20 protein-coding genes are annotated in these 26,664 nt (G+C 64.6%); 15 read left to right on the forward strand and 5 right to left on the reverse strand.

What is annotated here, in order from left to right:
• Nucleotides 1-28 precede the first annotated feature (28 nt).
• From AC07ZH_RS04860 to AC07ZH_RS04870, 3 genes are all read right to left on the reverse strand, one after another.
• Nucleotides 29-793 (reverse strand): ABC transporter substrate-binding protein, encoded by a 765-nt coding sequence (locus tag AC07ZH_RS04860; RefSeq protein ID WP_119109748.1) that lies wholly within the window; start codon nt 791-793, stop codon nt 29-31.
• Nucleotides 794-958: 165 nt separating this feature from the next.
• Nucleotides 959-1,717, reverse strand: a complete 759-nt coding sequence (locus AC07ZH_RS04865; protein WP_119109898.1) for a sulfite exporter TauE/SafE family protein — start codon at nt 1,715-1,717, stop codon at nt 959-961.
• A 247-nt stretch (nt 1,718-1,964) separates the two neighbouring features.
• Nucleotides 1,965-3,638 (reverse strand): GMC family oxidoreductase, encoded by a 1,674-nt coding sequence (locus AC07ZH_RS04870; protein WP_119109899.1) that lies wholly within the window; start codon nt 3,636-3,638, stop codon nt 1,965-1,967.
• Nucleotides 3,639-3,850: 212 nt separating this feature from the next.
• Here AC07ZH_RS04870 and AC07ZH_RS04875 point away from each other — a divergent pair, with 212 nt between their 5' ends.
• From AC07ZH_RS04875 to AC07ZH_RS04920, 10 genes are all read left to right on the forward strand, one after another.
• On the forward strand, nt 3,851-4,975 hold the full coding sequence (locus AC07ZH_RS04875) for an MlaE family ABC transporter permease (RefSeq protein WP_495198795.1): 1,125 nt from the start codon (nt 3,851-3,853) through the stop codon (nt 4,973-4,975).
• A gap of 196 nt (nt 4,976-5,171) precedes the next feature.
• Nucleotides 5,172-5,993: an ABC transporter ATP-binding protein gene (locus AC07ZH_RS04880; RefSeq protein ID WP_495198796.1), complete on the forward strand. Its 822-nt coding sequence runs from the start codon at nt 5,172-5,174 to the stop codon at nt 5,991-5,993.
• Nucleotides 5,993-6,973: an MlaD family protein gene (locus tag AC07ZH_RS04885; protein ID WP_495198797.1), complete on the forward strand. Its 981-nt coding sequence runs from the start codon at nt 5,993-5,995 to the stop codon at nt 6,971-6,973. The genes AC07ZH_RS04880 and AC07ZH_RS04885 overlap by 1 nt, the downstream gene beginning before the upstream one ends.
• 70 nt (nt 6,974-7,043) lie before the next feature.
• On the forward strand, nt 7,044-7,655 hold the full coding sequence (locus tag AC07ZH_RS04890) for an ABC-type transport auxiliary lipoprotein family protein (protein ID WP_495198798.1): 612 nt from the start codon (nt 7,044-7,046) through the stop codon (nt 7,653-7,655).
• 194 nt (nt 7,656-7,849) lie between these two features.
• Nucleotides 7,850-8,068, forward strand: a complete 219-nt coding sequence (locus AC07ZH_RS04895; RefSeq protein ID WP_119109753.1) for a CsbD family protein — start codon at nt 7,850-7,852, stop codon at nt 8,066-8,068.
• Nucleotides 8,069-8,098: 30 nt separating this feature from the next.
• Entirely contained in the window at nt 8,099-8,677 is a 579-nt protein-coding gene (locus AC07ZH_RS04900; RefSeq protein ID WP_495198799.1) for a hypothetical protein, read from the forward strand.
• Between the two features lie 513 nt (nt 8,678-9,190).
• The gene (locus tag AC07ZH_RS04905) at nt 9,191-11,398 is read left to right on the forward strand and encodes a type I secretion system permease/ATPase (RefSeq protein WP_495198830.1); all 2,208 of its coding nucleotides are present in this window, start codon (nt 9,191-9,193) and stop codon (nt 11,396-11,398) included.
• Nucleotides 11,395-12,903, forward strand: coding sequence for an HlyD family type I secretion periplasmic adaptor subunit (locus AC07ZH_RS04910; RefSeq protein WP_495198800.1), 1,509 nt, complete (start codon nt 11,395-11,397; stop codon nt 12,901-12,903). The genes AC07ZH_RS04905 and AC07ZH_RS04910 overlap by 4 nt, the downstream gene beginning before the upstream one ends.
• A 166-nt stretch (nt 12,904-13,069) precedes the next feature.
• Entirely contained in the window at nt 13,070-13,981 is a 912-nt protein-coding gene (locus AC07ZH_RS04915; protein WP_495198801.1) for a hypothetical protein, read from the forward strand.
• 2 nt (nt 13,982-13,983) lie between these two features.
• Nucleotides 13,984-17,595, forward strand: coding sequence for a calcium-binding protein (locus tag AC07ZH_RS04920; protein WP_495198802.1), 3,612 nt, complete (start codon nt 13,984-13,986; stop codon nt 17,593-17,595).
• Between the two features lie 76 nt (nt 17,596-17,671).
• On the opposite strand, the gene AC07ZH_RS04925 is transcribed toward AC07ZH_RS04920, so the two are convergent.
• Both AC07ZH_RS04925 and AC07ZH_RS04930 read right to left on the reverse strand, forming a co-directional pair.
• Complete coding sequence (locus AC07ZH_RS04925) at nt 17,672-19,087, reverse strand: aminopeptidase P N-terminal domain-containing protein (protein ID WP_495198803.1); 1,416 nt, start codon at nt 19,085-19,087, stop codon at nt 17,672-17,674.
• A complete protein-coding gene (locus tag AC07ZH_RS04930) occupies nt 19,084-19,902 on the reverse strand; it encodes a nucleotidyltransferase family protein (RefSeq protein ID WP_495198831.1) in 819 nt (272 codons plus the stop codon). Before AC07ZH_RS04930 ends, AC07ZH_RS04925 begins: the two co-directional genes overlap by 4 nt.
• Before the next feature lie 129 nt (nt 19,903-20,031).
• On the opposite strand from AC07ZH_RS04930, the gene tkt reads away from it, so the two are divergent.
• The 5 genes from tkt to AC07ZH_RS04955 all read left to right on the forward strand — a co-directional run bounded on the left by tkt (nt 20,032) and on the right by AC07ZH_RS04955 (nt 26,601).
• Nucleotides 20,032-22,077 carry a transketolase gene (gene tkt, locus AC07ZH_RS04935; protein ID WP_495198804.1) on the forward strand — a complete coding sequence of 682 codons (2,046 nt, stop codon included), beginning with the start codon at nt 20,032-20,034 and terminating at the stop codon, nt 22,075-22,077.
• A 33-nt stretch (nt 22,078-22,110) separates the two neighbouring features.
• Nucleotides 22,111-23,112 (forward strand): type I glyceraldehyde-3-phosphate dehydrogenase, encoded by a 1,002-nt coding sequence (gene gap, locus AC07ZH_RS04940; protein ID WP_495198805.1) that lies wholly within the window; start codon nt 22,111-22,113, stop codon nt 23,110-23,112.
• 195 nt (nt 23,113-23,307) lie between these two features.
• Nucleotides 23,308-24,468: an iron-containing alcohol dehydrogenase gene (locus AC07ZH_RS04945; protein WP_495198806.1), complete on the forward strand. Its 1,161-nt coding sequence runs from the start codon at nt 23,308-23,310 to the stop codon at nt 24,466-24,468.
• A 69-nt stretch (nt 24,469-24,537) separates the two neighbouring features.
• Nucleotides 24,538-25,581, forward strand: a complete 1,044-nt coding sequence (locus AC07ZH_RS04950) for a CaiB/BaiF CoA transferase family protein (RefSeq protein WP_495198807.1) — start codon at nt 24,538-24,540, stop codon at nt 25,579-25,581.
• A gap of 105 nt (nt 25,582-25,686) precedes the next feature.
• A complete protein-coding gene (locus AC07ZH_RS04955; RefSeq protein ID WP_495198808.1) occupies nt 25,687-26,601 on the forward strand; it encodes a ketopantoate reductase family protein in 915 nt (304 codons plus the stop codon).
• Nucleotides 26,602-26,664 lie beyond the last annotated feature (63 nt).

Raw genomic sequence — 26,664 nt, forward strand, 5'->3', positions numbered from 1 at the left:
GAAGACCTGGCGGGGCGCCTGCTCTGCCTTAGTGGCAGCGCACGTCTTCGTTGAAGTATTTCTTGGACAGTGCCGTGTAGCTGCCGTCGGCCATGATCTCGGACAGTCCCTTGGACCAGGCGTCGGCCAGCGGCTGGTTGCCCTTGGCCACGGCCGCGGCGATGCGCTCGATGAACAGCATGTCACCCAGTTTGAAGCCGGCATTCGGGTTCTTGTCCACCACGGCCTTGGCGACGAAGCGGTCGGTCACCCAGGCGTCCACGCGGCGTGAGTTGAGGGCGCTGCGGGCATCGACGTCGGTGGGAAAGTTTTTCATTTCCTTGATGGAAGCGACCTTTTGCACGTTCTCCAGGTAGCTGGTGCCGGTCTGCACCGCCACGACCTTGCCGGCCAGATCCTTGGCGGTGCGGATGGCTGGGTCCATGGCAATGATCATGCCGCCCGAGCAGTAGTGCGGCGCCGTGAAGGTGACGGCCTTGGCGCGTTCGTCGGTGATGCCGTGCGAGGCGATGACCAGGTCCCAGCGGTCCTGGCGCAGGCCGGTGAGCAGCGCGTCGAAGCCCAGCGTCTTCCACTGAATTTTCAACCCCATTTTCTTGGCCACCAGCTCGGCCAATTCCACTTCGAAACCGGTCAGGGTGGTGCCATTGAAATAGTTGAAGGGGGCGAACTGGCCTTCGGTGGCAACGATCAGTGTGCCGCTCTTCTTGACCTCGTCAAGGGGCCTGGCGTGAGCGGAAAAGACGGTGAACAAGGCCAGTGCAGTGCAGGCCAGTGTTTTGAGCAACTTCATCTTGTGTCCTGTCTGGGGTGATTTCAGGTACAAAAAATCCGGCCTGCGGTAGCGAAGCCGGAGCTTGGTAAATCGCCTGACCGATCGCTGCGTCTCACAGGCCTCGGTGCGAACAAGGGCGCGATTATAGGTTCCTGAAATGCATCTTTAGCTCAGGTCTTTCCCTCAGCGCAGATAGGCGTCGTGGCCGGTTTTGAGGATCAGGATGCCCACGACGAAGATGAAGATCGCGCGCACGAAGCCGGTGCCGTGCTTGAGCGCCATGTGCGTGCCCAGCACACTGCCGGCCACATTGGCGACTGCCAGCGGCAGGGCGAAGTGCCACCAGACATGGCCTTTGGCGGTAAAGAGAATCAGCGCGGCAATGTTGGTCGAGACGTTCAGCAGCTTGGCCGAGGCCGAGGCATTGAGGAAGTCGTAGCCCAGCCAGCGCACGAACAGAAAGACAAAAAAACTGCCGGTTCCGGGCCCAAAAAATCCGTCATAGAAACCAATCGACAGGCCAATGGCGCTTGCCGCCAGCCATTCGGCGCGGCCCGAGAAACGTGGACGGTGGTGCTTGCCCAGCTCCTTTTTGGCAATCGTGTACAGCAGCACGGCGAAAAGCACCCAAGGGAGCATGCGGCGCAGGAAGTCGGGCGAGAGCACCGTCACGGCCCAGGCGCCGGCAAACGCACCGACGAAACCTGCCAGCGCGGCCGGCATCAGCGCACGCCAGCGCACTTGCACGCGCCGGCTGTACTGCCAGGTCGCCATGGCAGTGCCCCAGATGGACGCGCTCTTGTTGGTGCCGAGCAAGGTAGCCGGCGGTGCGTTGGGGAAAGTGGCAAACAGGGCCGGAAGCAGCACCAAGCCGCCGCCGCCCACGATTGCGTCGATAAAACCGGCCAGCAACGAGGCCAGCGTCACGATGAACCATTCCATCATGGAATTGTCTCAGGCCAGATGAAAGCGTGCCGGAGGGCGTCGCAGGCAAAAAAAACGCCGGCATGGCCGGCGTCTGAAAAAGAGTGACGTCTCGCTGGACGCTATTCAATCGTTGGTGTTTTGCAGTGTTGTCTCCTCTGGCCCCCCCGTGTTGGCGGCCTGAGCACGCCATCGAGTGGGAGCAAATGTAGGGCAGGATCAGGTGGCTGGGTATAGGGAATTTCCCGCGGAAGACGGCGCGTTCTCAGCGGCTGTTGTCCTGCGCAATCCATTGCGCTGCCTTCTCGGCCATCATCAAGGTGGGCGAATTGGTGTTCCCGCTGGTGATGGTGGGCATGGCACCGGCATCCACCACGCGCAGGCCTTGGACGCCGCGCACGCGCAGGCGTGGGTCCAGCACCGCCTGGGGGTCGTCGGCACGGCCCATGGCGGTGGTGCCCACGGGGTGGAAGATGGTGCTGGCGATGTCGCCGGCCAAACGGGCGAGTTCCTCATCGCTCTGGTACTGCACGCCGGGCTTGAATTCCTCGGGCTGGTAGCGTGCCAGCGCCGGCTGGGCGACGATGCGCCGCGTCAGGCGCAGGCTGTCGGCGGCGACCTGGCGGTCCTCCGGCGTGCTGAGGTAGTGCGGGGCGATGGCGGGTGCGTCCTGAAAGCGCGGGCTCCTGATCTGCACGCTGCCGCGGCTGGTCGGGTTGAGGTTGCAGACACTGGCAGTGAACGCCGGGAAGGCATGCAAGGGGTCGCCAAAGGCATCGAGCGAGAGCGGCTGCACGTGAAACTCCAGATTCGCGTGCGCTTGCTCGGGTGAGCTGCGCGTGAAGGCGCCCAGCTGCGAGGGCGACATGCTCATGGGGCCGCTGCGCAGCGCCGCGTATTCGAGCGCGATGCGCGCCTTGCCCAGCAACGAGCTGGCCAGCGTATTGAGCGTGGTCACGCCCTGCACCTTGAAGACCGAACGGATCTGCAGGTGGTCCTGCAAGTTGGCCCCCACACCCGGCAGGTCGCGTACGACCGGAATGCCGTGTGCCGCCAGCAGCGCCGCCGGGCCGATGCCCGAGAGCTGCAGCAACTGCGGCGAGTTGATGGAGCCGGCCGCCAGCACGACCTCGCAGCGGGCGTGCACCTGCACCATCTGTTGGCCCGTCCACACCTCCACGCCCGTGCAGCGCTGCGTGCCGTCGGGCAACTGGGTGAGCAGCAAGCGAGCGGCCTGGGCGCCCGTCCAGAGCTCGAAGTTCGGCCGCTGCATGCAGGCCGGTCGCAAGAAGGCCTTGGCGGTGTTCCAGCGCCAGCCTTTTTTCTGGTTGACCTCAAAGTAGCCCACGCCTTCGTTGTTGCCGCCGTTGAAGTCCTGGGTGGCGGGGATGCCGGCCTGCTGCGCAGCCAGGGAGAACGCGTCGAGCACGTCCCAGCGCAAGCGCTGCTTTTCCACCCGCCACTCGCCGCTGCCGCCCTGGCTGGCATTGCCGTGGAGCTGCGCAAAGGCAGCGTCGTCCGCGCCGGGCTGATCGAGCCGCCAGTGGCTCTCATGCCGGCGAAAGTCGGGCAGCACATTGTCCCAGCGCCATGCGTCTTCGCCCGTGATTGCCGCCCACTGGTTGTAGTCGCGCGCCTGACCGCGGATGTAGAGCATGCCGTTGATGCTGCTGCAGCCGCCCAGTGTCTTGCCGCGCGGGTAGCGCAGGCGCCGGCCGTTGAGCCCTGGGTCAGGCTCGGTCTGGTAGAGCCAGTCGGTGCGTGGGTTGCCGATGCAGTACAAGTAGCCGACCGGGATGTGAATCCAGTGGTAGTTGTCCTTGCCGCCTGCTTCGAGCAGCAGCACGCGGCGCTTGGGGTCGGCGCTGAGCCGGTTGGCCAGCAGGGCGCCCGCAGTGCCTGCGCCAATGACGATGTAGTCGTAGGAGGTATCGCTCATGAGATTCAGCCGTTCGCCCAATGGCCTTTGCATTCAAGGGTGGTGAGCTATGAAAAAGATAGCATAAAGCGCAAATATAACAAGCGCCGACCAGCATTTTGATACCAATTCCCGCGCCGCGTAGCTGCGGGTTCCCGTTGGCGCACGCTGCCGCTACCATGCAGCATCCTGCGACTGCCTTGCCGCATGCTCTGATTTGCCTTGTTCTTTTGATGCCCGATTCCGCTCCCCGACTGTCCCGCGACGACACGCCCCAAGGGCCGTGGATGCGCTTGCATGGGCGCTGGGGTGCGGCCGACATCGGTGCGCGCAGGCGCTGGCGAGCGCTGGCCGCCGCGCTGGTTGCGGCACCGCCTGAGACGCAGCTTGGCTGGGACCTGAGCGGCCTCACCTGGCTCGACCACGTCGGCGCACAGCTCTTGTGGAACCACTGGGGCCGGGCCTGGCCCGAGCATCTGGTGCTGGACGACACGCAGCGCTCGTTGCTGGAGCGCGTGGCCTCGCTGTCCACTGCGCCGCCACCGCCCGAGCGCTGGACATTGGCCAAGCAGGTAGACAGCTTCGGTGTGCTGGTGCTGCACGCCGTCGACCATGGCAAGCGCTTGCTGATGCTGATCGGCCAGTTGCTGCTCGACAGCCTGCGTGTGCTGCGTGCGCCGCTGCGCGCGCCTTGGCGTGACGTATCGGGGCATCTGTACCGCATGGGCGCGACGGCGCTGCCCATTACCGCACTGGTCGGTTTTCTGATCGGCGTCGTACTGGCCTACCTGATGAGTCTGCAACTGCGCCAATTCGGCGCCGAAGCCTTCATCGTCAACATCCTGGGGATCTCGCTGATCCGCGAGCTCGGGCCCATGCTGGCGGCCATTCTCGTCGCCGGGCGTTCCGGCTCGGCCATCACCGCGCAGATTGGCGTCATGCGCGTGACCGAGGAGCTCGACGCGATGCGGGTCATGGGCATCCCGCAAGGCTTTCGCCTGGTACTGCCGCGCGCGCTGGCGCTGGCGATTGCCATGCCGTTGCTGAGCGTGTGGACGACGCTGGCGGCCCTTGCCGGCGGCATGCTGGCGGCAGACGCGGCCATGGATGTCTCGCCCGCGTACTTCTTCCAGGCGCTGCCCAATGCGGTCGGCAGCGGTAACCTGACGCTGGCCTTGTCGAAATCGGTGGTCTTTGGCATCTTGATCGCGTTGGTGGGCTGCCACTGGGGCTTACGGGTCAAGCCCAACACGCAGAGTCTGGGTGAGGGGACGACGGCCTCGGTGGTCTCGTCGATTACCGTTGTCATCATCGTGGACGCCCTGTTTGCCGTGGCGTTCAAGAACGTGGGGTTTTAGGTGGCATCCCCCTGTGCGGCTACGCCGCTTCCCCCTTCTCTCGCATCACTGCGTGCTGCGGGAAGGGGGACGACGCCGGCGCGGCGGGGCGGCCCTTGCGCGGCGTCCGCTGGTCTGGAGCGCGCCGGTTGCAGAGCGTGCAGGAAGACGTCCGCGGAGTCCCGGTTGCGGCGGGTATGCGGCGCGAAGGATGGATATGTCTGAGCCAACACCCGTTTCGCCCGCCGCCGCTTCCGCCGAGCCGGTGGTGCGCATCGAAGGCCTGGAAACCACCTTTGGCAAGGGGAGCGAGGCCTACACGGTGCACCAGAACCTCTCGCTTGACGTGCAGCGCGGCGAAATCCTTGCGCTGGTGGGTGGCTCGGGGACGGGCAAGACGGTGCTTTTGCGCCAGATGCTGGGGCTTTTGCAACCCACTGCGGGTCGGGTCACGGTGCTGGGCCGGCCAGCGTCCGAAATGGGCGGCGAGGGCGCGGCGAGCCGTGTCGGCATGCTGTTCCAGCACGGCGCGCTGTTCTCGGCCTTCAATGTGCTCGACAACGTGGCCTTTGCGCTGCGCGAGCAGGGTGCGTTGCCGGCCGCGCTGGTGCGCGACGCGGCGCTGGTCAAACTGCAGATGGTGGGGCTGGAGCCCGAGCACGCCACGCGCATGCCAGCCGACCTGTCGGGCGGCATGATCAAGCGCGTGGCGCTGGCGCGCGCACTCATCATGGACCCGCCGCTGTTGCTGCTCGACGAACCCACCGCCGGGCTGGACCCGAATGGGGCCGACGAATTCTGCGCGCTGGTGCGTGAATTGCACGCTGCGTTGGGGACCACCATGGTGATGGTCACGCACGATCTCGACACGCTGTTTGCGCTCGCCACGCGCGTGGCCGTGCTGGCCGACCGCAAGGTCATCGTGACCGGAGCGCCGGCCGAGGTGGCGCGATTTCCGCACCCCTTCGTCGAGCATTATTTTTTGGGTGAGCGCGGGCGCCGCGCCATGGCGCCGGTGCAAGCCGGCAAGGAGACCTGATGGAAAACAAGTCCCACGCACTCGCTGCCGGGCTGTTCGTGCTGGTGGTCAGCGCCCTGGTGGTGGCCCTGGCCATGTGGCTCACGCGCGACAACGGCAACTACAAACTCTACGAGCTCACCACCCGCGACGGCGTCAGCGGCCTGCAGCCCCAAGCCGCCGTGCGCTACAAGGGTGTGGCGGTGGGCAAGGTGACACACATCGGTTTTGACCCACAGGTCAGCGGCAACGTGCTGGTCCGCATCGCCGTGGACGACGACGCGCCCATCACCCCCACGACCTTTGCCACCCTGGGCTACCAGGGCGTTACGGGGCTGTCGTACATCCTGCTCGACGACGCCGGCAAGGCCCATCCGCCCCTTCCCCCTGGCCCGAGCGGCCTGCCGCGCCTGCCGCTGCATTCATCGCCCTTTGCACAGCTTTCCGAGCAAGGCCCGGTCATTCTGGGCCAGGTGCAGGAGATGACCCAGCGCGTCAACCAATTGCTGTCCGACGACAACCAGAAGCGCTTCTCCGATGCCCTGATCCACATTGGCGCGGCGGCAGCCAGCGTCGATACGCTCACACGCCGGATCGACCGCAGCGTGACCGAGGGCCTCGACCCCGCCCTGGCCGCCCTGCCCGCGCTGGCCAAAGATGCCAGCGGCGCCGTGCAGTCGCTGAAAAAGGCCGGCGATCAGGTTTCGGTGATGGCCGGTGCGTTCGGCCAGACCGCGCAGCGCCTCAATGCCCCCGGCGGCCCCATCGAGCAGGCTTCGCGCGGGGTGGAAACTTTCTCGCAAGCGGCCGACCGCCTGAAGACCAGCACGCTGCCCAGCCTGGAGCGTGCTGCCGACGACACCGGCCGCGCGGCGCGCCAGGTGACGCGCACGGCCGCAGACGTCAGCGCCAACCCCCAGGCCTTTATTTACGGTTCCGGGCCGGCCAGTCCGGGGCCGGGGGAACCGGGTTTTGTCGCCCCTGCCCACAACCCGCCGTGAGTGTGCCATGAGTACTATTAAATCGATAGCTGTCAGCGCAATACGTATAAGCGCTGGAGCCATTTTTTGCTTGAATTTTCTGGCCGCTTGCTCGGCCTTGCCGGCGCCGCCCGTGCACCCCGTGGTGTACGACTTCGGCCCGGGTGCCAGCCGGGCGGCGGCGCAGGGCGCGGCACTGGCACCCCGGCGCGCGCCGCTGGTGCTGGCCGATGTGGAGAGCCCCGGCCTGCCGGAGGGCAGCACTGCCCTGAACTACCGCCTGGGCTATGACGATGCCCAGCAACTGCGCGCCTACCAGCGTGCCCGCTGGAGCCAGCCGCCGGGCCAGCTGGTGCAGCAAAGTGTGGCCGTCGAACTGAGCGCCGAGCGCGCCGTGCTTGGGTACCGTGCGGCGCGCGAAGCCGCGCGCGAAGGCAACGGCGGCCTGCTGGTGCTGCGGCTGGAGCTGGAAGAATTCAGCCAGGTCTTCAGCTCCGCCAGCCAAAGCGAGGGCGTGCTGCGCCTGCGCGCCACGCTCGCCGAGCCCACGCCCCAGGGCGAGCGCCTGCGGGCCCAGCGCGTCTTCGAAGCGCGCCAGCCGGCCCCCAGCGCCGACGCGGCGGGCGGCAGCGCTGCCTTGGCGCAGGCGGCGCGCCAGGTGGCGCGCGACGTGCGTGCCTGGGTGAATCAGACAGCGCCCTGAGCCTGGTGCAGGGCGCGGATCACGGCAGCCCTTTTTTTCGCCGACGGTCCGGTGCGCCTTCGTCTGACAGTGCCAACCGCCACCCGACTACCGCCAGCGCGGCGCGGTGTTTCTACAGTGACCCCATCGAGTCAGGCATTGGTTTTCGCTGTTTCGGCGAAAGGCCTGATCCGTGACACGAAGAGGATCACCCAATGAACGAAGACCGCATCAAGGGCAACTGGAAACAATTCACCGGCAAGGTGAAAGAGCAGTGGGGCAAGCTCACCAACGACGATCTGGACGTGATTGATGGCAAGCGCGAGCAGTTCATCGGCAAGCTCCAGGAGCGCGAAGGCGTGGTGCGTGAAGTGGCCGAGAAGCAGCTCAAGGAGTGGCACACCCGCAACCCCGATTTCCGCTTCAACGACTGACCCCCCCCACAGCCTTCCCAAGGACACACCATGAACTTCACCCGCAATCTCATCGCTCTGGCACTCACCGGCCTGGCCGCCACCACCGGCATGGCCATGGACAAGGCCGAGCACGCCACTGCCAAGGACCGTATTTCGGCCGACTACAAAATGGCCAAGCAAAACTGTGACACGCTCAAGGCCAATGCCAAGGACGTGTGCATGAAGGAAGCCAAGGGCAACGAAAACATTGCCAAGGCCGAACTCGAAGCCCAGTACAAACCCAACGACAAGTCGGCCTACAAGGTGGCCAAGGCACGCGCCGATGCCAACTACGCAGTCGCCAAGGAAAAGTGTGACGATGCCACCGGCAACGCCAAGGACGTCTGCAAGAAAGACGCCAAGGCCGCCCACGTAAGGGCGCTTGAAAACGCCAAGGTGGCCCGCGCCGAAGCCAAGCCCGCCGACAACATGAGCGAGAAGCGCGCCGACGTGGCCGAAACCAAGCAGGACGCCGCGCACCAAAAGAGCGAAGCCGACTACCAAGCCGCCAAGGAACGCTGCGACGCGCTCAAGGGCGCTGAACAGGACACCTGCGTGGCCGATGCCAAGCGCAAGTACGGCATGTAAACTGCCTGAACGAAGGAATCCCTCCCCTGGGACTGCGCCGGGGCCGTACCGCCGGCCCGCCAGTCCCCTTCACACCCCGCCGTGGTTCGTCCGCTGCGGGGTTTTTTTGTGGTGCGCCCAGCATGGGCGCACTCTTGGGAGCACTAGCCCTTCTGTGGGTGGATGACAGCGAACAAGGCAAAGCGCAAGGGCAAACAAGTCCATGGCTGTTGCGCGGTACCTGCTGCGTTATTTGGTAACGAGGCGTCAGAGTTGTGTCCTTGACCTCGTCAAGAGTTCGCCCGAGAGCGTCCTGACTCCTGCGTGACACCTATTTCGGACGTCCGTCATTTGCTTGCATTTGATGCATGTCGATACACATCGCGGCGCATTGACCCGTGGACGTGGCCAACACCCTCTTAAGCTTCCTCGCTGAATAAATAAGAATCTGGGAGGGATGTTTTGCCAAAAGACTTTCAATGGGGCCCCGCCGGCACCCCAGCGGTGCAGTGCGCGCCAGACGACGCCCCGCCAATGCCGCCGCAGGAAGCTGCGGCCCCTTCCGCCCTGATCGCCCTGTGTCTGGTGGCCCGCCTGCACCAGATTGCCGCGGACCCGGCCACCCTGGCCCACCAACTGGGCCTGCTGCCCAGCGAACCCCTCACCGCCCAAGACCTGCTGCGCGCCACCAGGCACCTGGGCCTCAAGGCCCGGCGCCTGCACAGCGACGCCAAGCGCTTGGCCCTAGTCCCTCTGCCCGCCCTGGCCCTGCTGCACTCGGACGGCTCTTGCCCGCGCACCGTCGTCCTCGCCCAGTGCGACGGCCAGAAGGTCCTGTTTCAAGACCCGGCCGCCGAAGGCGCGGGCAGCCGCCCCGTCATCGAGCCCCTGGACGTCTTCGCCCAGCAGTGGACCGGCGAACTCATCCTCATCACCAGCCGCGCCAGCCTGGCGGGGGCGCTGGCCAAGTTCGACTTCTCCTGGTTCATCCCCAGCCTCGTCAAGCACCGCAAGCTTTTGGGCGAAGTGCTGCTGATTTCCTTCATGCTGCAGCTCTTTGCGCTGGTCAGCCCCTTGTTCTTCCAGGTGGTCATGGACAAAGTGCTGGTGCACCGGGGCGTCACCACGCTCAATGTCCTCGTCATCGGCCTGGTCGTCGTCGTGGTGTTCGAGAGCCTGCTCAATGGCCTGCGCAGCTACGTCTTCAGCCACACCACCAGCCGCATCGACGTCGAACTCGGAGCGCGCCTGTTTCGCCACTTGGTGCAACTGCCCCTGGCCTACTTCCAGGCGCGGCGCGTGGGCGACTCGGTGGCGCGCGTGCGCGAGCTGGAGAACATCCGCAGCTTCCTCACCGGCAATGCCCTCACCGTGCTGCTCGACGTGCTGTTCTCGGGCATCTTCATCGCCGTCATGCTGTTCTACAGCGTGCCGCTCACCCTCATCGTGCTGGCCAGCCTGCCGCTGTACTTCGGCCTGAGCCTGGCCATCGTGCCCCTGCTGCGCAGCCGCCTGGACCACAAGTTCGCCCGGGGCGCCGAGAACCAGGCCATGCTGGTGGAGACCATCACCGGCATCCAGACCGTCAAGGCCAGCGCCCTGGAGCCCAGCTTTGCCCGCCGCTGGGACAACCAGCTTGCCGCCTACGTCAGCGCCAGCTTCAAAACCCAGAACCTGGCCAGTTGGGCGCACGAAGGCGTCAACCTCATCGGCAAGCTCGCCAACGCTGCCACCCTGTGGTACGGCGCCCACCTGGTCATGGACAACCAGCTCACCGTGGGCCAGTTCGTCGCCTTCAACATGTTGGCCCAGCGCGTCGCACAGCCCATCATGCGCATGGCGCAGCTGTGGACCGACTTCCAGCAGACCGGTATCTCCATGGCGCGCCTGGGCGACATCCTCAACACCCGCACCGAAGTACCGCCCGCGAGCGCCGCCCAACTGCCGCCCATCCAGGGCCGCATCACGCTTGACGGTGTGCACTTTAGATACCGCCCCGAAGCGGCGCCGGTGCTCGGTGGCATCAATTTGGACGTGCGCCCCGGCGAAGTCATCGGCATCGTGGGCCGCTCGGGTTCGGGCAAAAGCACGCTCACAAAGCTGGTCCAGCGCCTCTACACCCCCGAACAAGGCCGCATCCTGGTGGATGGCATCGACATCAGCCTGATCGACGCCGCCCAGCTGCGCCGCCAGGTCGGCGTGGTGCTGCAAGAGAACCTGCTGTTCAACCGCAGCGTGCGCGAGAACATCGCCATTGCCGACCCCGCCGCCCCCATAGCCGCCGTGGTGCACGCCGCGCAACTGGCTGGAGCGCACGACTTCATCAGTGAACTGCCCGAGGGCTACGACACCCTGGTGGGCGAGCAGGGCAGCAGCCTCTCGGGCGGGCAGCGCCAGCGCATCGCCATTGCGCGCGCCCTGTTCACCAACCCGCGCATCCTCATCCTGGACGAAGCCACCAGCGCCCTCGACTACGAAAGCGAGGCCATCGTGCAGCGCAACATGGCGCACATCTGCGAGGGCCGCAGCGTGCTCATCATTGCCCACCGCCTGTCTGCCGTGCGCCATGCCGATCGCATCATCGTAATGGACAAGGGCGCCATCGTCGAAGCGGGCTCGCACGACGCGCTGCTGCGCAACCCGAGGGGCTTGTACGCCCACCTCTGGCGCATGCAAGACGGCAGTCGGGCGGCACCGTTGCCCACCGCAGGCACGGCGCCCACCCAGGAGGCGGCGGCATGAGCGCGCCCATCCACGCCCCCGCGCAAGCCAGCCAAGCCTCCCAACCCCGCCACCCCGCCCTCGAACTACTGGCACGCTACCGCGCCATCTTCGCCGCCGCATGGCGCCACCGCGCTGAACTGGCAGGCCCCGCGCGCCTGGCCGATGAGAACGCCTTTCTGCCCGCCGCCCTGAGCCTGCAGGAAACGCCCGTCCACCCCGTGCCCCGGCGCGCTGCCTACGCACTCATGGCGCTGTTTGTGATTGCGCTCGTCTGGGCCATCTTCGGCAAGATCGACATCGTCGCCGTGGCACCGGGCCGCATCATCGTCAGCGACCGCACCAAGCTCGTGCAGCCGCTCGAGCGCAGCGTGGTCAAACGCATCCTCGTCAAGGACGGCGACCACGTCGAAGCCGGCCAGACCCTGGTGGAACTCGACCCCACCAGCGCACGGGCCGACAAGGCCAGCTTCGAAGAGGCGCGCCGCGCCGCCCAGTCCGAAGGCCTGCGCACCCGCGTGCTCCAGAAAATGCTATCGAGTAAAGAGCAAAAAAGTAATACCCATCAAGCGCTGGAGGCTATTTTTACGCAAACTTCTGAGGCCACGCCCTGGACCGCACCCTGGAGCGCCCGAGAGCGCGCCCAGGCCCGTGCGCAATTGGCCGCCGAGTGGAGCGACATCACCGCCCGCCTGGCCCGCCTCGCCGCCGAGCACCAGCACCGCCAGGCAGAAATCGCCACCGTGCAAGCCATGATCGGCAAGCTGCAAGCCACTGTGCCCCTTGCGCGCCAGAGAGAGACAGACTTCCACACCCTCAGCGCCCAGGGCTTCATGTCCAGCCACGCCAACCAGGACCGCACCCGCGAGCGCATTGAATTGGAACGCGACCTGGCTACCCAGCAAGCCCGGCTCTACGAAGCCCAGGCCGCCCTGACGGAGGCCGAGCAAGGCCGCGCCGCCTACCTGGCCGAGACCCGCAGAAGCCTGAGCGAGCGCCAGGCAGATGCCGACCTCAAACGCCAGCAAAGCGACCAGGAAGTCACCAAGGCCACCCAGCGCGAGCAACTGGCCACCCTTACCGCGCCCGTAGCGGGCACCGTGCAGCAGCTCGCCCTGCACACCGAAGGCGGCGTCGTCACCGAAGCCCAGGCCCTGATGGTCATCGTGCCGGACAGCGCCAGCGTGAGCGCCGAAGTGACGCTGGAGAACAAGGACATCGGCTTTGTCTCCCCGGGCCAGGAAGTGGCCATCAAGCTGGAAACCTTCCCCTTCACCCGCTACGGCACCGTCAGGGCCACCGTGGACAAGGTGACGCAGGACGCGGTCAATGACGAGAAACGCGGGGCGATCTTCCCGGCCACGCTCAAGCTGCAGCAAACCACGATCAACGTCGATGGCAAGGCCATTGCGTTAGCGCCAGGGATGAATGTGACGGCGGAGATCAAGACGGGCAAGCGGCGGGTGATTGAGTTTCTGCTGAGCCCGATTCAGCGGGCGGGGAGTGAGGGGTTGAGAGAGCGGTGAGACGGGCTAATTCCTATTAACTAGAAGGGGAATAATGATAAAAAAGTTAATCAGAAAGAAACTTTCGTTTTTTGTTAGCGCGCACGCGGGAAATAATCATGAGCGAAGTTGCATATACAGATTAAAGGAAATCATGCTAGACAATATGACGAGCAGGCCCACCTCCATGGTTAGCGCATCTGTACTGACGTTGGCATGCGCCGCCGGGTGTGGATCCCAACCAATAGAGAATAATCAAGGCACTATTCCTTCGAATACCCAGTTGGCATTAAGTCCCAATGGGAATCGCTTGGTCGTATCTTGGTACGATCAGAAAAAGAAGTTGCACTCTAAATTGGTGGAACTCAACGGTGCTAAAGTAGCGTCGATGCGGGATATCGCCTTGCCACCGAGCACCTTCACTACTGAGTTTGCCAATAATAATGAGCAGCTACTGGTCACTACAAATGTCAACGGTGCGAGCGAACTGATCAAGATATCAATTGATAGTGGCGCTCAAACCTTGATTTATAAGAGTGCATTTACTTTGCGTTTTCCCCTAGAAATAAGCGATAGAAGCTACGTTTTCCTGGAAGGTGAGCCAGCGAAAGACGGTGACCCCGCCAATAGATGGAAATATTGGCAAAAGTATCAAAACGATAGAAAAAGCCGACTAAACGATCAGCCCTTTGGAATGGCTGCTCCACTTAATGTGATCGGTGATTCTTTGTTTGTATTTACTCCGGTTCGCACATTTCTTGCAATACAAGGCACTGTTCCAGAACAACTTTTACCATTGATACGAAGCGATACCTGGGATATCACTTGCGCCGATAAAAGCCCGCTGACATGTATTCACGATGCCCTGAGCTACGAATCTGGCCGCTATCTAGCAACCATATCAATTTTTAATGGCCAGCACCGATGCAATATAGCGGGAAAATGGTTGGACATTAGGCAACTTGAAATTTCCCGCGACGGCCGCACCGTTGTATTTCACGCAGCATTACAGGAATTGGATGGTCCGCGTGCTATCTATGCGGTGACAAATGCAAATGCAACTTGCCTAACCAATACTATACCAATCGAGGCCAAATAATCATGAGTTGTTTTTACCAATATGGAAATTATACTGGGCCAAACTGGACGGGAGGTCAATGTGTCACGGATCCTGGGGCGACGGAAGATTATAAGGCCCCACCAAAGAGCCCGACTGATAATTTGGCTCGAAACCATGATTGGGCATATTCCAACGCCAAAAAAGTGCGTGAAGGCAATTTGCCAAATAAACACGATATTGCGGATGCAATTATTGACGCGGCTGACAGAGCGCTGAGAGATGGCGCTGCAGCACGTTTCAGGGATATTGAGAACGGCATAGGTTTGCTTCCCAATGAAGGAGACCGTGCCGAGGAATGGCGAGTTGTTCAACAAGTGGATGGGGCGTTCAAGCTCAAGGAAGGTCTCATTAACCGGCACCCAGTTGTCGATCCGGGCCTCGTGGAACCGTACAACCCGCCACCGCCCCCTTTAGGTGGAGGCGGTGAAGGTGAGGGCGCTCCCGGGGGCGGCGAGGGCTCGGGGACCGGCGGTTCAGGCGGAGACGGCGGCGGTGGTGGATCGTCAGGGGGGACAGGCGAAGGAGGCGGTGAATCGGGTGGCGAAGGTACGGTCCCACCGCGCCGCGACCCGCTCGTGCTTGATCTGGACGGCGACGGCATAGAAACCACCGGCAAAAGAAGCGTCGTCCTCTTTGACCACGACGCCGATGGGGTGAAGTCGGGTACGGGTTGGGTCAAACCGGACGATGGGTGGCTGGTAATGGACCGCAATGGCAATGGCCTGATCGACTCGGGCCGTGAACTCTTTGGCATAGACACGTTAAAGAGCAACGGCCAATTTGCAACAGACGGTTTTGACGCGCTCCAGGACTTGGATGCCGATCAAGACGGCAAGATCACTGATGTTGACGGCATGTTTGCCAATTTGCGCATATGGCGCGACCTGAACCAGGACGGCGTCAGCCAGCCTGGGGAGTTGACCACGCTTGGTGATAACGGGATTATTAGTATAGGGGTTGGTTCGAGTGTTGTGAACACTGATCTAGGCAATGGCAATATGCAGACAGCAGAAGGCACTTACACCCGTTCCAACGGCACCACCGGAACCACCGGCGAAACCAATGGCGCAGCCGCCAATCTGGACTTGCTGGCCAACACTTTCTATCGACAGTTCATCGACCACGTTCCACTCACTGACCAGGCCAAGGCATTGCCGGACTTGCGCGGTTCAGGCCGTGTACGAGACCTCGCTGAAGCCATCAGTCTCTCGGCTGATCTTGGCAATTGGGTACAAACTTATACCCAACAAACCACACGCGAGAATCAAATCATCAGGCTTGATGGATTTATTGAGAAATGGGCCGAAACAGCCGATCTGAAATCACTTAAGACCCAGGCTGAAGCCCTCTCCAGCAGTGGCGTTGATTTGACCTACCATCTAGAAGGGCTGACTGCGGGAACAGTCGCCTACGACGATTTTGTACGAAAACTGGGGGTGGTTGAGCGTTTCATGGGATTCACTTATGGCGGCGCAAACGGTCAAGCACGTTTGGCACCGCTGGATGCCACCTCGGGCAACGTATCGGTATCTCTTGCAGCGACGCAGATATTCAGCATAGAGAGAGCCTATGACCGATTCAAGACGGATATTTATGAGTCGCTGTTGCTCCAAACGCGCTTGGGCCCGTACACAAGCGTCTTACGCAATGTCATGGTGGACATGGACAATCAGGGCGAGGCGGCTTTTCAAGAAATTGAAAATTCATTCAAACAGGCTATTGCGAGAAATCCTAACGAGGGAATCATCGACTTGATAGAGTTCGTAAGCGCGACGGGTGAAACCAATCTGGCAATATTCGGCTGGGACGCTAAGGGCTTTTTGCTTACCCAACTTAATAGCATTCCCGATGTGGACGCATTTAGTGAAGAACTAAGCAGTTGGACAGCTCGTCTCGCCGGTTCCGCCGAATACGAACTCATCGGCACCTCCCGACCGGACCTGATTGTTGGAAATGCAGGTGACAACAGTATTCAGGGGTTCGACGGCAGTGACATTTTGATTGGAAAAGGAGGTAACGATTCCATTTACGCCGGAAATGGCAACGACACTTTGCAGGGAGGCGAAGGCGACGACCAACTCAATGGCGACGGCGGCAACGACACGCTTGATGGCGGCGAAGGCAACGACACGCTGCTCGGCGGGAACGGCTCGGACACGCTGGTTGGCGGCGCAGGCGACGACACGCTGTACGCCGCAGGCACCTACGGACGCGGCACCGAGGGCAGCGCAGACACCCTCGATGGGGGCGCCGGCAACGACTACCTGTACGGTGGCTTTGGCAGCCAGACCTATTTGTTCGGGTGCGGCGACGGCCAGGACCGGATCACCAACTTCACCGACCCCTGGAACGGCTACGCCGACACCACGGTGAGCAAGCAGGACGTGCTGCAGTTCAAGGCCGGGGTGCTCGCCAGCGACGTTGCCATCAGCCGCAGCGGCGACGACCTGGTGCTCACGATCAACGGCAGCACCGACCAGGTGACGGTGTCAGGCTACTTCGGTGCCGATGGCCAGTCCACGCAGGGCTATACGCTCGATGCGATTCGCTTTGACGATGGCACCACCTGGGACTACGCCCAGGTCAAGGCCATGTCGCTGCAGGGCACCGAGGGCGATGACACCCTGACCGGCGCTGCCACGGCCGACGTGATCAATGGCAAGGGCGGTAACGATCTGATCTACGGAGCCGAGGGAGACGATAGCCTCAGCGGTGGCATGGGCGACGATCAGCTCTATGGCGACGGCGGCAACGACACGCTCGATGGCGGCGAAGGCAACGACACGCTGCTCGGCGGGAACGGCTCGGACACGCTGGTTGGCGGCGCAGGCGACGACACGCTGTACGCCGCAGGCACCTACGGACGCGGCACCGAGGGCAGCGCAGACACCCTCGATGGGGGCGCCGGCAACGACTACCTGTACGGTGGCTTTGGCAGCCAGACCTATTTGTTCGGGTGCGGCGACGGCCAGGACCGGATCACCAACTTCACCGACCCCTGGAACGGCTACGCCGACACCACGGTGAGCAAGCAGGACGTGCTGCAGTTCAAGGCCGGGGTGCTCGCCAGCGACGTTGCCATCAGCCGCAGCGGCGACGACCTGGTGCTCACGATCAACGGCAGCACCGACCAGGTGACGGTGTCAGGCTACTTCGGTGCCGATGGCCAGTCCACGCAGGGCTATACGCTCGATGCGATTCGCTTTGACGATGGCACCACCTGGGACTACGCCCAGGTCAAGGCCATGTCGCTGCAGGCTGTTTCGGTAGCAAAGCCAGCCCTGGCGGGGGCCACCGCAGACCTGGCATCCGCAAGCGCGGTGCTGGACTTTGGAATTGCGTCAACCCAACCGTATCTCATGCCGGACACGGAAACTTTGTATACCCGGCCCTGGCTGCTGCGCGGGGAGGGAGGCCAGGGCTGGGGCGTGGCAGGTAGTGGCGGCACTACGCTGGACAGCCAGGTGCAGCAGTTGACAAGTGCCATGGCAATCTTTGCGCCGCCCTCGGCCGGGGAGGTGACGATGCCCGCTGGCGGCCTGCAAGTCGCCATGGCGTCGCTGGTGGCGCCTGCGGCGGTGCAGTGGCAGTAGTGTGCAAACGGTGCGGTGCTTGATTCCTGGCGCCACCTGCGCCACCCTCAATAGGCGCCAGCATTGGCGCCCTTTTTCACAAGCGCGCCGCCACTGCTTCCTGCATCAGCGCCTCAATCGCCTCGGCCTGCACCGGCACGCCGCGCGTCAGCAGTTCGCAGCCGCCTTGCGTCACCACGGCGTCGTCCTCGATGCGGATGCCCAGGTGGTGGAAGGCCTCGGGCACGCCAGGGGCGGGCCGGATGTACAGGCCGGGCTCCACGGTCAGCGCCATGCCGGCGCGCAAGATGCGGCTGGGCCTGTCGACGAGGGTCTCGCCTGAGAGCGCGTCGCGCCGCTCGCGGGTCTGACCTTGCTCGGCGGGCTCCCCATAGCCGCCGCAGTCGTGCACGTCCATGCCGATCCAGTGGCCGGTGCGGTGCATGTAGAAGGGGAAGTAGGCACGCGTCGCCACCACGTCCTGCGCGCTGGCGTGCTTGGTTTTGTCGAGCAGGCCCAGGTCGAGCAGGCCTTGCGCCAGCACCGCCACCGCCGCGTCGTGCGGGTCGGTAAAGCGCGCGCCGGGGCGGGTGGCGGCAATGGCGGCTTCCTGGCTGGCCAGCACCACGTCGTAGAGTGCGCGCTGCGGGCCGGTGAACTTGCCGTTGGCGGGGAAGGTGCGCGTGATGTCGCTCGCATAGCCGTGCAGTTCGCAGGCCGCATCGATCAGCACCAGGTCGCCGCTTTTCACCGGCGCACGGTCGGCGCGGTAGTGCAGCACGCAGGCGTTGGCGCCGGCGGCGACGATGGAGCCGTAGGCGGGCGACTCGGCGCCGCTTTGGCGGAACTCGTGCAGCAGTTCGGCTTCGAGGTGGAACTCGCGCAGGTCTTCGCCAGCGGCCAGCATGCGCGCCGAGCGCTGCATGGCGCGGACGTGGGCGCGCGCGCTGATGGCACCGGCGTCCCGCATCAGGCCAATTTCGTGCGCGTCTTTCATCAGGCGCATTTCGTCGAGCAGCAAGCACAGGTCGCCCTGCTGCTGCGGGCACAGTGCGCCGTAGCGCACGCGCTCGCGCACCTTGGCCAGCCAGCCTTCGACGCGCGCGGCCAGGCCGTCGTGCGTGGCGAACGGGAACCACACGCGCTCGCGGTTTTCCAGCAAGCGGGGCAGGCGCGCATCAAGCTCGCCCACGGGCAGCGCTGCATCCACCCCCAGGGCGGCCACGGCAGCGTCGGGGCCCAGGCGGTAGCCGTCCCAGATTTCGCGTTCCAGGTCTTTGGGCTGGCAGAACAGGGTGCTCTGGCCCTCGGCGGTCAGCACCAGCCAGGCATGGGGTTCGGTAAAGCCCGTGAGGTAATAAAAGTAGCTGTCGTGCCGGTAGGGGAAGTCGCTGTCGCGGTTGCGCTGGCGCTCGGGCGCGGTGGGCACGATGGCGACGCCGCCAGGGCCGAGCTGGGCCGCCAGGCGCGCGCGGCGCTCGGCATACAAAGAGGGGAGCGGGGTGAGGGTCATGGTGAAAAGGTTTCGGCGTTGAGGTCGGCCAGGCGCTGCGGTGTGCCTACATCGACCCAGCGGCCAGTGTGAAGTTCAGCCTGTACCCGGCCATTGTCCATCGCCCGGCGCAGCAGCGGCGCCAGTGCTGCGCGCACCCCTTGCGGGTTGCCGGGCGCAATGTCGCACCACGGCGGGGCCAACAGATCGCGGTGCAGCAAGGCGACGGTGCTGTAGGTGTAGCGGGGCTGCGGGTTGCCGTCCGGCAGGTTGAGTGCCAGGCCAGTTTCGGAGAGCCCGAAATCGCCGCGTGGGTGCTGCGGTGGGTTGGGCACCAGCCACAGGCGCGCCAACGCGCTGCTTTGGCGAAAGGCTTGTACGGCGGCGGCGTTGAAGGCGAAACCGGGCATGAACACGTCGCCCGCCGCCAGCCAGAACACGTCGGCGTCCAGCAGCGGCAGGGCGCGCGCAATGCCGCCTGCGGTTTCCAGCGCACCGCCGAAATCACGGCCTTCCTCGGAATATAAAATTGATAGCTGCTTGCGCTTATCTGCATTGCCTTGGAGGCCGAAAACACTTCCAAATTGCTGCGCAATCTGCTCGCCCAGCCAGGCGGTGTTGATGACCACGCGCGGCACTTCGGCGCGCGCCAGCGCCTGCAGATGCCAGGCCAGCAGCGGCTGGCCGTGGACGGGCAGCAAGGGCTTGGGCGTGGTGTCGGTCAGCGGGCGCATGCGCTCGCCGCGGCCGGCCGCCAGCAGCAGGGCGGGGGCTTGTTCGGCACCGTAGTCGTGCGCCGCCGCCGCGCCTGCGGACGAAGGAAATGAGGGAGGCAAGGGGAGGGTCACGCCTGGCACTCTAGTGCATCGCGCGGCAGTGCAGAAGCCGCTGTGGGGAGCCCATTCAAGGCGGGCCGTTAAAATCTGGGGTTTCCCCTCATGACCGTCCTGACCGGACCCGCCCCGATGGCCAATTCTGAACAAATGGCGAATGCGATCCGCGCACTCGCAATGGATGCTGTGCAACAAGCCAATTCCGGCCATCCCGGTGCGCCCATGGGCATGGCCGACATGGCGGTTGCGCTGTGGGGCCGGCACCTGCGCCACAACCCGCAAGACCCGCACTGGGCCGACCGGGACCGCTTCGTGCTCTCGAACGGCCACGGGTCCATGCTGCTCTATGCGCTGTTGCACCTCACAGGCTACGACCTGCCGATCCAGGAGCTCAAGAACTTCCGCCAGTTGCACAGCAAAACGGCAGGCCACCCCGAAGTCGGCGTGACGCCGGGCGTGGAAACGACCACCGGCCCACTGGGCCAGGGCCTGACCAACGCCGTGGGCATGGCGCTGGCCGAAAAGCTCCTGGCAGCCGAATTCAACCAGGCCGGCCACACCGTCGTCGACCACCACACCTACGTGATGCTGGGCGACGGCTGCCTGATGGAAGGCATCAGCCACGAGGCCGTGGCACTGGCCGGCGCCTGGCGCTTGTCCAAGCTGGTGGCGCTGTACGACGACAACGGCATTTCGATTGATGGCCAGGTGGCGCCCTGGTTCATCGACAACACGCCCAAGCGTTTCGAGGCCTGTGGCTGGAACGTGATTGGCCCGGTCGATGGCCACGACGCCGACGCCGTGGACAAAGCGATTGCCAAGGCGCGCAAGCAGGGCGACAAGCCGACGCTCATCGTCTGCAAGACGCACATCGGCAAAGGCTCGCCCAACCGCGCCAACACGTCCAAGGCACACGGCGAGCCATTGGGTGCCGAAGAAATTGCGCTCACCCGCGCCGCGCTCAACTGGCCCTATGCGCCGTTCGAGGTCCCTGCCGAGGTCTATGCCGACTGGAGCGCCAAGGCGGCCGGCGCCCAGGTGCAGGCCGAATGGAACCAGCGCTTTGCCGCCTACCGCGCCGCCTTCCCTGAGCTGGCGGCCGAGTTCGAGCGCCGCATGGCCGGCGACCTGCCCAAGCACTTCGCGCAAACCGCCGTCGATGCGGTGGTCGAGGCCCACACCAAGGGCGACACCGTCGCCAGCCGCAAGGCCAGCCAGCTCGCGCTGGAAGCCTTCACCGCCAAGCTGCCCGAGCTGCTGGGCGGCAGCGCCGATCTGACCGGCTCCAACCTGACCAACACCAAATCCACGCCAGCGCTGCGCATGGACGCCAAGGGTGCTGTCGCCAAGACCGAAGACGGCCAGATCGGTCGCCACATCAACTATGGCGTGCGCGAATTCGGCATGGCGGCGGTGATGAACGGCATTGCGCTGCATGGCGGTTTTATCCCCTACGGCGGCACCTTCCTCACCTTCAGCGACTACAGCCGCAACGCCATCCGCATGGCGGCGCTGATGAAGCAGCGCGTGATCCACGTGTTCACGCACGACTCCATCGGCCTGGGCGAGGATGGGCCCACGCACCAGTCCATCGAGCATGCCGCCAGCCTGCGGCTGATTCCCAACCTCGACGTGTGGCGCCCGGCCGATACCGCAGAAACCACCGTGGCCTGGAGCGTGGCGCTGTCCAACCGCGACAAGCCGACGGCGCTGCTGCTCTCCCGCCAGAACCTGCAACACCTTTCCGCTTTGGCGCCCAAGCGCAACCTGGGCGACATCTCGCGCGGCGCCTATGTGCTGTCCGAGCCCAAAGACGTGGGCTTGAAGAAGAAGGCCCAGGCGGTCATCATCGCCACCGGCTCTGAGGTGCAGCTCGCGCTCAAGGCGCAGCGCCTGCTGGCTGCCAAGAAGATCGCGGTGCGCGTGGTCTCCATGCCCAGCACCACCGCCTTCGACCGCGAAGACGTGAAGTACAAGAAAGCCGTGTTGCCCACGGGCGTGCCGCGCATCGCGGTGGAAATGGGCGTCACCAGCGGCTGGTGGAAGTACGGCTGCGCAGCAGTGATCGGCATCGACACCTATGGTGAATCGGCTCCCGCCCCGGTGCTGTTCAAGCACTTCGGTTTCACCGAAGAGAACGTCGCCGCGACGGTGCTGGCGGCCCTCAAACGCAAATAATTTTTGGCAATCCAACCCTGGAGAGACTGAGCTATGGCGATCAAGATTGGTATCAACGGTTTCGGCCGCATCGGCCGCATGGTGTTCCGCGCTGCGGTGCAGAATTTTTCCGACATCGAAGTGGTGGGCATCAACGACCTGCTGGAGCCTGACTACCTCGCCTACATGCTCAAGTACGACAGCGTGCACGGCCGCTTCAAGGGCGAGGTGTCGGTGGAAGGCAAGCACCTCGTCGTCAACGGCAAGACGATCCGCCTGACGCAGGAGCGCGACCCGGCCAACCTGAAGTGGAACGAAGTTGGCGCCGACGTCGTCATCGAAGCCACCGGCCTGTTCCTGACCAAGGAAGCCGCGCAGAAGCACCTGGATGCAGGCGCCAAAAAGGTCATGATGTCGGCACCCTCCAAGGACGACACGCCCATGTTCGTGTTCGGCGTGAACCATGGCACCTACGCTGGCCAGACCATCGTCTCCAACGCCTCGTGCACCACCAACTGCCTGGCGCCCGTGGCCAAGGTGCTGCACGACAAGTGGGGCATCAAGCGCGGTTTGATGACGACGGTACATGCTGCCACCGCCACGCAGAAGACCGTGGACGGCCCGAGCAACAAGGACTGGCGCGGCGGCCGCGGCATTCTGGAAAACATCATCCCCAGCAGCACCGGCGCGGCCAAGGCGGTGGGCGTGGTGATTCCCGCGCTCAACAAGAAGCTCACCGGTATGTCGTTCCGCGTGCCGACTTCCGATGTGTCGGTGGTGGACCTGACCGTGGAACTGGAAAAGCCCGCCACGTACAAGGAAATCTGCGCCGAGATGAAGGCCCAGGCCGAAGGCCCCTTGAAGGGCATCCTGCGCTACACCGAAGACAAGGTGGTCGCCACCGACTTCCGCGGTGAATCGTGCACCAGCGTGTTCGACGCCGACGCCGGCATTGCGCTGGACGACACCTTCCTCAAGGTCGTCGCCTGGTACGACAACGAATGGGGCTATTCGAACAAGTGCCTGGACATGGTCCGCGTGGTGGCCGCCAAATAAGCGCTCGTCCCGTTGCACCACAAACCCGCCTTCGCGCGGGTTTTTTTGCGTTGCGCCCGGCAGGGCGCACCCACTCGATCCTGGTACGCGTGCTGCCCAAGGGGGCTTGTCGGCTGCGTTACAGAAGAATCGGCAGGGACGCAATAGCATGGCAGGTTCCAATCCCCGTTTCTCTTCCTGCAAGCGGCCCCTACCATGCTCAATTTCAACTTCTACAACCCCACCCGCATCCTTTTTGGTGCCGGCAAGATTGCCGAAATCGGCCCATTCGTCCCCCAGGACGCGCGCGTGCTGGTGCTCTACGGCGGCGCCAGCGCGCGCAGCACCGGCACGCTCGCTGAAGTGCTGGCGGCGCTGGGCGAGCGTACCGTGTTCGAGTTTGGCGGCATCGAGCCCAACCCGAGCTACGAGACGCTCTCGCGCGCCGTGGACCTGGCCCGTGCCGAGCGCATCGATTTCCTGCTCGCCGTGGGCGGCGGCTCGGTGCTCGACGGCAGCAAGTTCGTTGCCGCCGCTGTGCCGTTCGAGGGCGACACCTGGAGCATCCTGGAAAAGCGCGGCAGCAACATCGCCCGCGCGCTGCCCATGGGCGCGGTGCTCACGCTGCCCGCCACCGGCTCGGAAATGAACAACGGCGGCGTGGTGACGCGCAAGGCCACGCATGCCAAGCTCTCGTTTTCCAGCCCGCATTGCTTTCCACGGTTCTCGGTGCTCGACCCGACCAAGACCTACACCCTGCCCGCGCGGCAGATCGCCAATGGCCTGGTGGACGCCTTTGTGCACACCATGGAGCAGTACCTCACCTACCCCGTGAACGCCCCGGCGCAGGACCGCTTTGCCGAGGGCCTGCTGCAGACCCTGGTCGAGCTGGCGCCGCGCGCCATGCAGGAAGGTGCGCCCGACTACGACAACCGCGCCAACCTGATGTGGACGGCCACGCTGGCGCTCAACGGCCTGATCGGCGCCGGTGTGCCGCAGGACTGGGCGACGCACATGATCGGCCACGAGCTGACCGCGCTCTACGGCATCGACCACGCGCGCACCCTGGCCATCGTGCTGCCGCAGGTCATGCAGGCGCGGCGGGGCGCCAAGCGCGAGAAGCTGCTGCAGTACGCCGCGCGCGTCTGGCAGATCACCGAGGGCAGCGACGACGAGCGCATCGACGCGGCCATTGCCCGCACGGCGCAGTTCTTTGAAAGCGTGGGCATTCCTACCCGGCTGTCGGCCTACCAATTGGGCGGTGAGGCGGTGGATGCGGTGGTGAAAGCCCTGACCGAGCACGGCATGGTCAAGCTGGGCGAGCAGCGCGCCATCACGCCAGAAATCAGCCGGGCGATTCTCGAAGCCGCGCTGTAGCCGGCCGGGGCCGTGCGCGCCGGTGCTGCCAGAATGCCCGGCTGTTCACTGCTCTGAGGAAACCGCCCCATGACCCCACCCCTCGCCGGTATCCGCATCGTCGAATTCGAAGGCATAGGCCCCGGCCCGCTGGCCGGGCGCATGCTGGCCGACATGGGCGCCGAGGTGACCGTGATCGCGCGGCCTGCGCCGGGCGCCGTGGCGGCGCAGCTCGGCGGCGACGGCGACAACCCGCTGCGGCGCGGCAAGACCGTGGTGCTGCTCGACCTCAAGCAGGACGCCGCCCGTGCCGAGGCCCTGGCCCTGGTGGCGCAGGCCGATGCGCTGATCGAAGGCAACCGCCCCGGCGTGATGGAGCGCCTAAAGCTTGGCCCGGCCGAGTGCGCACAGGCCAACCCGCGCATCGTCTACGGCCGCATGACCGGCTGGGGCCAGAGCGGCCCGCTGGCGCAGGCGGCCGGGCACGACCTGAACTACGTGGCGCTGACCGGCATGCTCTCGCTCTCGGCGCACCGGGGCGAGCGGCCCATCGTGCCGCCCACGGTGGTGGGTGATGCGGGGGGCGCGCTGGGCCTGGCGTTTGGCATGGTCTGCGCCATTCTGGAAGCCAGGACCAGTGGACAGGGCCGCGTGGTGGATGCCGCCATTGTCGACATCGTGGCCATGCTGGGCGGCATTGCGCAATGGATTCGCGGCAGCGGCCAATTGGACGGCCCGCAACCGAGCCCGTTCCACGATTCGCCCTTCTACGACGTGTACCGCTGCGCCGACGGCGGCTGCATCACGCTGGGCGCGCTGGAGCCGCAGTTCTACGCACTGCTCCTGCAAAAGCTCGGGCTCGATGATATGGACCGGGGGCGCCAGTTCGACCCGCGCACCTGGCCTGCTCTCAAAGACCGTCTGACGGCCCTCTTTGCCAGCCAGCCGCGCGCGCACTGGGACGCTTTGCTGGCAGGTACGGACGTGTGCTTTGCACCGGTACTGAGCGTGGCGGAGGCAGCCGAGCATCCGCACAACGTGGCCCGGGGGACCTATGTGCATACGGCGGGCGTGGGCCTGGACGTAGCGCCCGCGCCGCGCTTTCTGCCGCTCCAGGACACTAGAGCGCCTTAAAAATCGCACTGCACATCGCTTTGTCCATGATCGCTAGACTATCCGCATGATGGCCGCCTTACTTGTCTTTCCTTGCCTGCTGCGCTGTGTGAAAGGGGCTCTGCCATGAAAATCGCCGTGATGGGTGCAGGTGCCGTCGGCTGCTACTACGGCGGCATGCTCGCGCGCGCCGGACATGAGGTGGTGCTGGTGGCGCGCGCGGCCCATGTGCAGGCGGTGCGCGAGCACGGCCTGTGGCTGGACACCCTGCATTTTCAGGAGCACGTGCGGCTGCAGGCCGACACCGAGGCCGCTGCGGTGCGCGGCGCCCAGTGCGTGCTGTTCTGCGTCAAGTCCACCGACACCGAAAGCGCGGGCCGGGCCATGGCGCCCTATCTGGCGGGTGGCGCCACCGTGCTGAGCCTGCAAAACGGCGTGGACAACGCCGAGCGCTTGCAGGCGACGCTGCAGCGCCCGGTGCTGCCTGCGGTGGTCTATGTGGCGGCCGCGATGGCGGGGCCTGGGCATGTGCAGCACTTTGGCCGTGGTGAACTGGTGCTGGCGGCTTCGCCGACCAGCGAGCAACTGGCGACTACTTTTGCTGCCGCGGGCATTCCGGTCCAGGTGTCGGACAACGTGGCCGGTGCCCTCTGGGCCAAGCTGGTGCTGAACTGCGTCTACAACCCGCTGTCCGCCATCACCGGCCAGCCTTACGGTCAGATCGTCAACCGTCCCGACCTGGATGTGCCCCGGATGATGGACGACATCGTGCAGGAGTGCCTGGCCGTGGCACATGCCAGCGGCATCGTTCTGCCCGAGGGAACGGCCGAGGCGGTGCTGCCGCTTGCCGCGTCCATGCCAGGCCAGGTATCGTCCACCGCGCAGGACCTGGCGCGGGGCCGGCACACCGAGATCGACCACATCAATGGATTCATCGTGCGCCGGGGCGAGGCCCTGGGCATCGCCACGCCGGCCAATCGCCTGCTGCACATCCTGGTGCACCTGCTGGAGAAGCGCCCGCCCGCACCTTCCGGCGACTGAGGCTCTCGAAGGCACGCGACCGGCGACGTCGTGCGCCTAGTGTCCTGCGTTAGAAGTTCGTTT

The organism is Simplicispira sp. GW247-4R2A, assembly GCF_059424465.1.

Coding starts and splice junctions, on each gene's coding strand:
- AC07ZH_RS04895 (WP_119109753.1), top strand. CDS start 7,850: ATGAACGAAGACCGCATCAAGGGCAACTGGAAACAATTCACCGGCAAG.
- AC07ZH_RS04915 (WP_495198801.1), top strand. CDS start 13,070: ATGGTTAGCGCATCTGTACTGACGTTGGCATGCGCCGCCGGGTGTGGA.
- AC07ZH_RS04945 (WP_495198806.1), top strand. CDS start 23,308: ATGCTCAATTTCAACTTCTACAACCCCACCCGCATCCTTTTTGGTGCC.
- AC07ZH_RS04885 (WP_495198797.1), top strand. CDS start 5,993: ATGGAAAACAAGTCCCACGCACTCGCTGCCGGGCTGTTCGTGCTGGTG.
- AC07ZH_RS04955 (WP_495198808.1), top strand. CDS start 25,687: ATGAAAATCGCCGTGATGGGTGCAGGTGCCGTCGGCTGCTACTACGGC.
- AC07ZH_RS04910 (WP_495198800.1), top strand. CDS start 11,395: ATGAGCGCGCCCATCCACGCCCCCGCGCAAGCCAGCCAAGCCTCCCAA.
- AC07ZH_RS04905 (WP_495198830.1), top strand. CDS start 9,191: ATGCCGCCGCAGGAAGCTGCGGCCCCTTCCGCCCTGATCGCCCTGTGT.
- AC07ZH_RS04860 (WP_119109748.1), bottom strand. CDS start 793: ATGAAGTTGCTCAAAACACTGGCCTGCACTGCACTGGCCTTGTTCACC.
- AC07ZH_RS04925 (WP_495198803.1), bottom strand. CDS start 19,087: ATGACCCTCACCCCGCTCCCCTCTTTGTATGCCGAGCGCCGCGCGCGC.
- tkt (WP_495198804.1), top strand. CDS start 20,032: ATGGCCAATTCTGAACAAATGGCGAATGCGATCCGCGCACTCGCAATG.
- AC07ZH_RS04870 (WP_119109899.1), bottom strand. CDS start 3,638: ATGAGCGATACCTCCTACGACTACATCGTCATTGGCGCAGGCACTGCG.
- AC07ZH_RS04875 (WP_495198795.1), top strand. CDS start 3,851: ATGCCCGATTCCGCTCCCCGACTGTCCCGCGACGACACGCCCCAAGGG.
- AC07ZH_RS04865 (WP_119109898.1), bottom strand. CDS start 1,717: ATGGAATGGTTCATCGTGACGCTGGCCTCGTTGCTGGCCGGTTTTATC.
- AC07ZH_RS04920 (WP_495198802.1), top strand. CDS start 13,984: ATGAGTTGTTTTTACCAATATGGAAATTATACTGGGCCAAACTGGACG.
- AC07ZH_RS04950 (WP_495198807.1), top strand. CDS start 24,538: ATGACCCCACCCCTCGCCGGTATCCGCATCGTCGAATTCGAAGGCATA.
- AC07ZH_RS04880 (WP_495198796.1), top strand. CDS start 5,172: ATGTCTGAGCCAACACCCGTTTCGCCCGCCGCCGCTTCCGCCGAGCCG.
- gap (WP_495198805.1), top strand. CDS start 22,111: ATGGCGATCAAGATTGGTATCAACGGTTTCGGCCGCATCGGCCGCATG.
- AC07ZH_RS04900 (WP_495198799.1), top strand. CDS start 8,099: ATGAACTTCACCCGCAATCTCATCGCTCTGGCACTCACCGGCCTGGCC.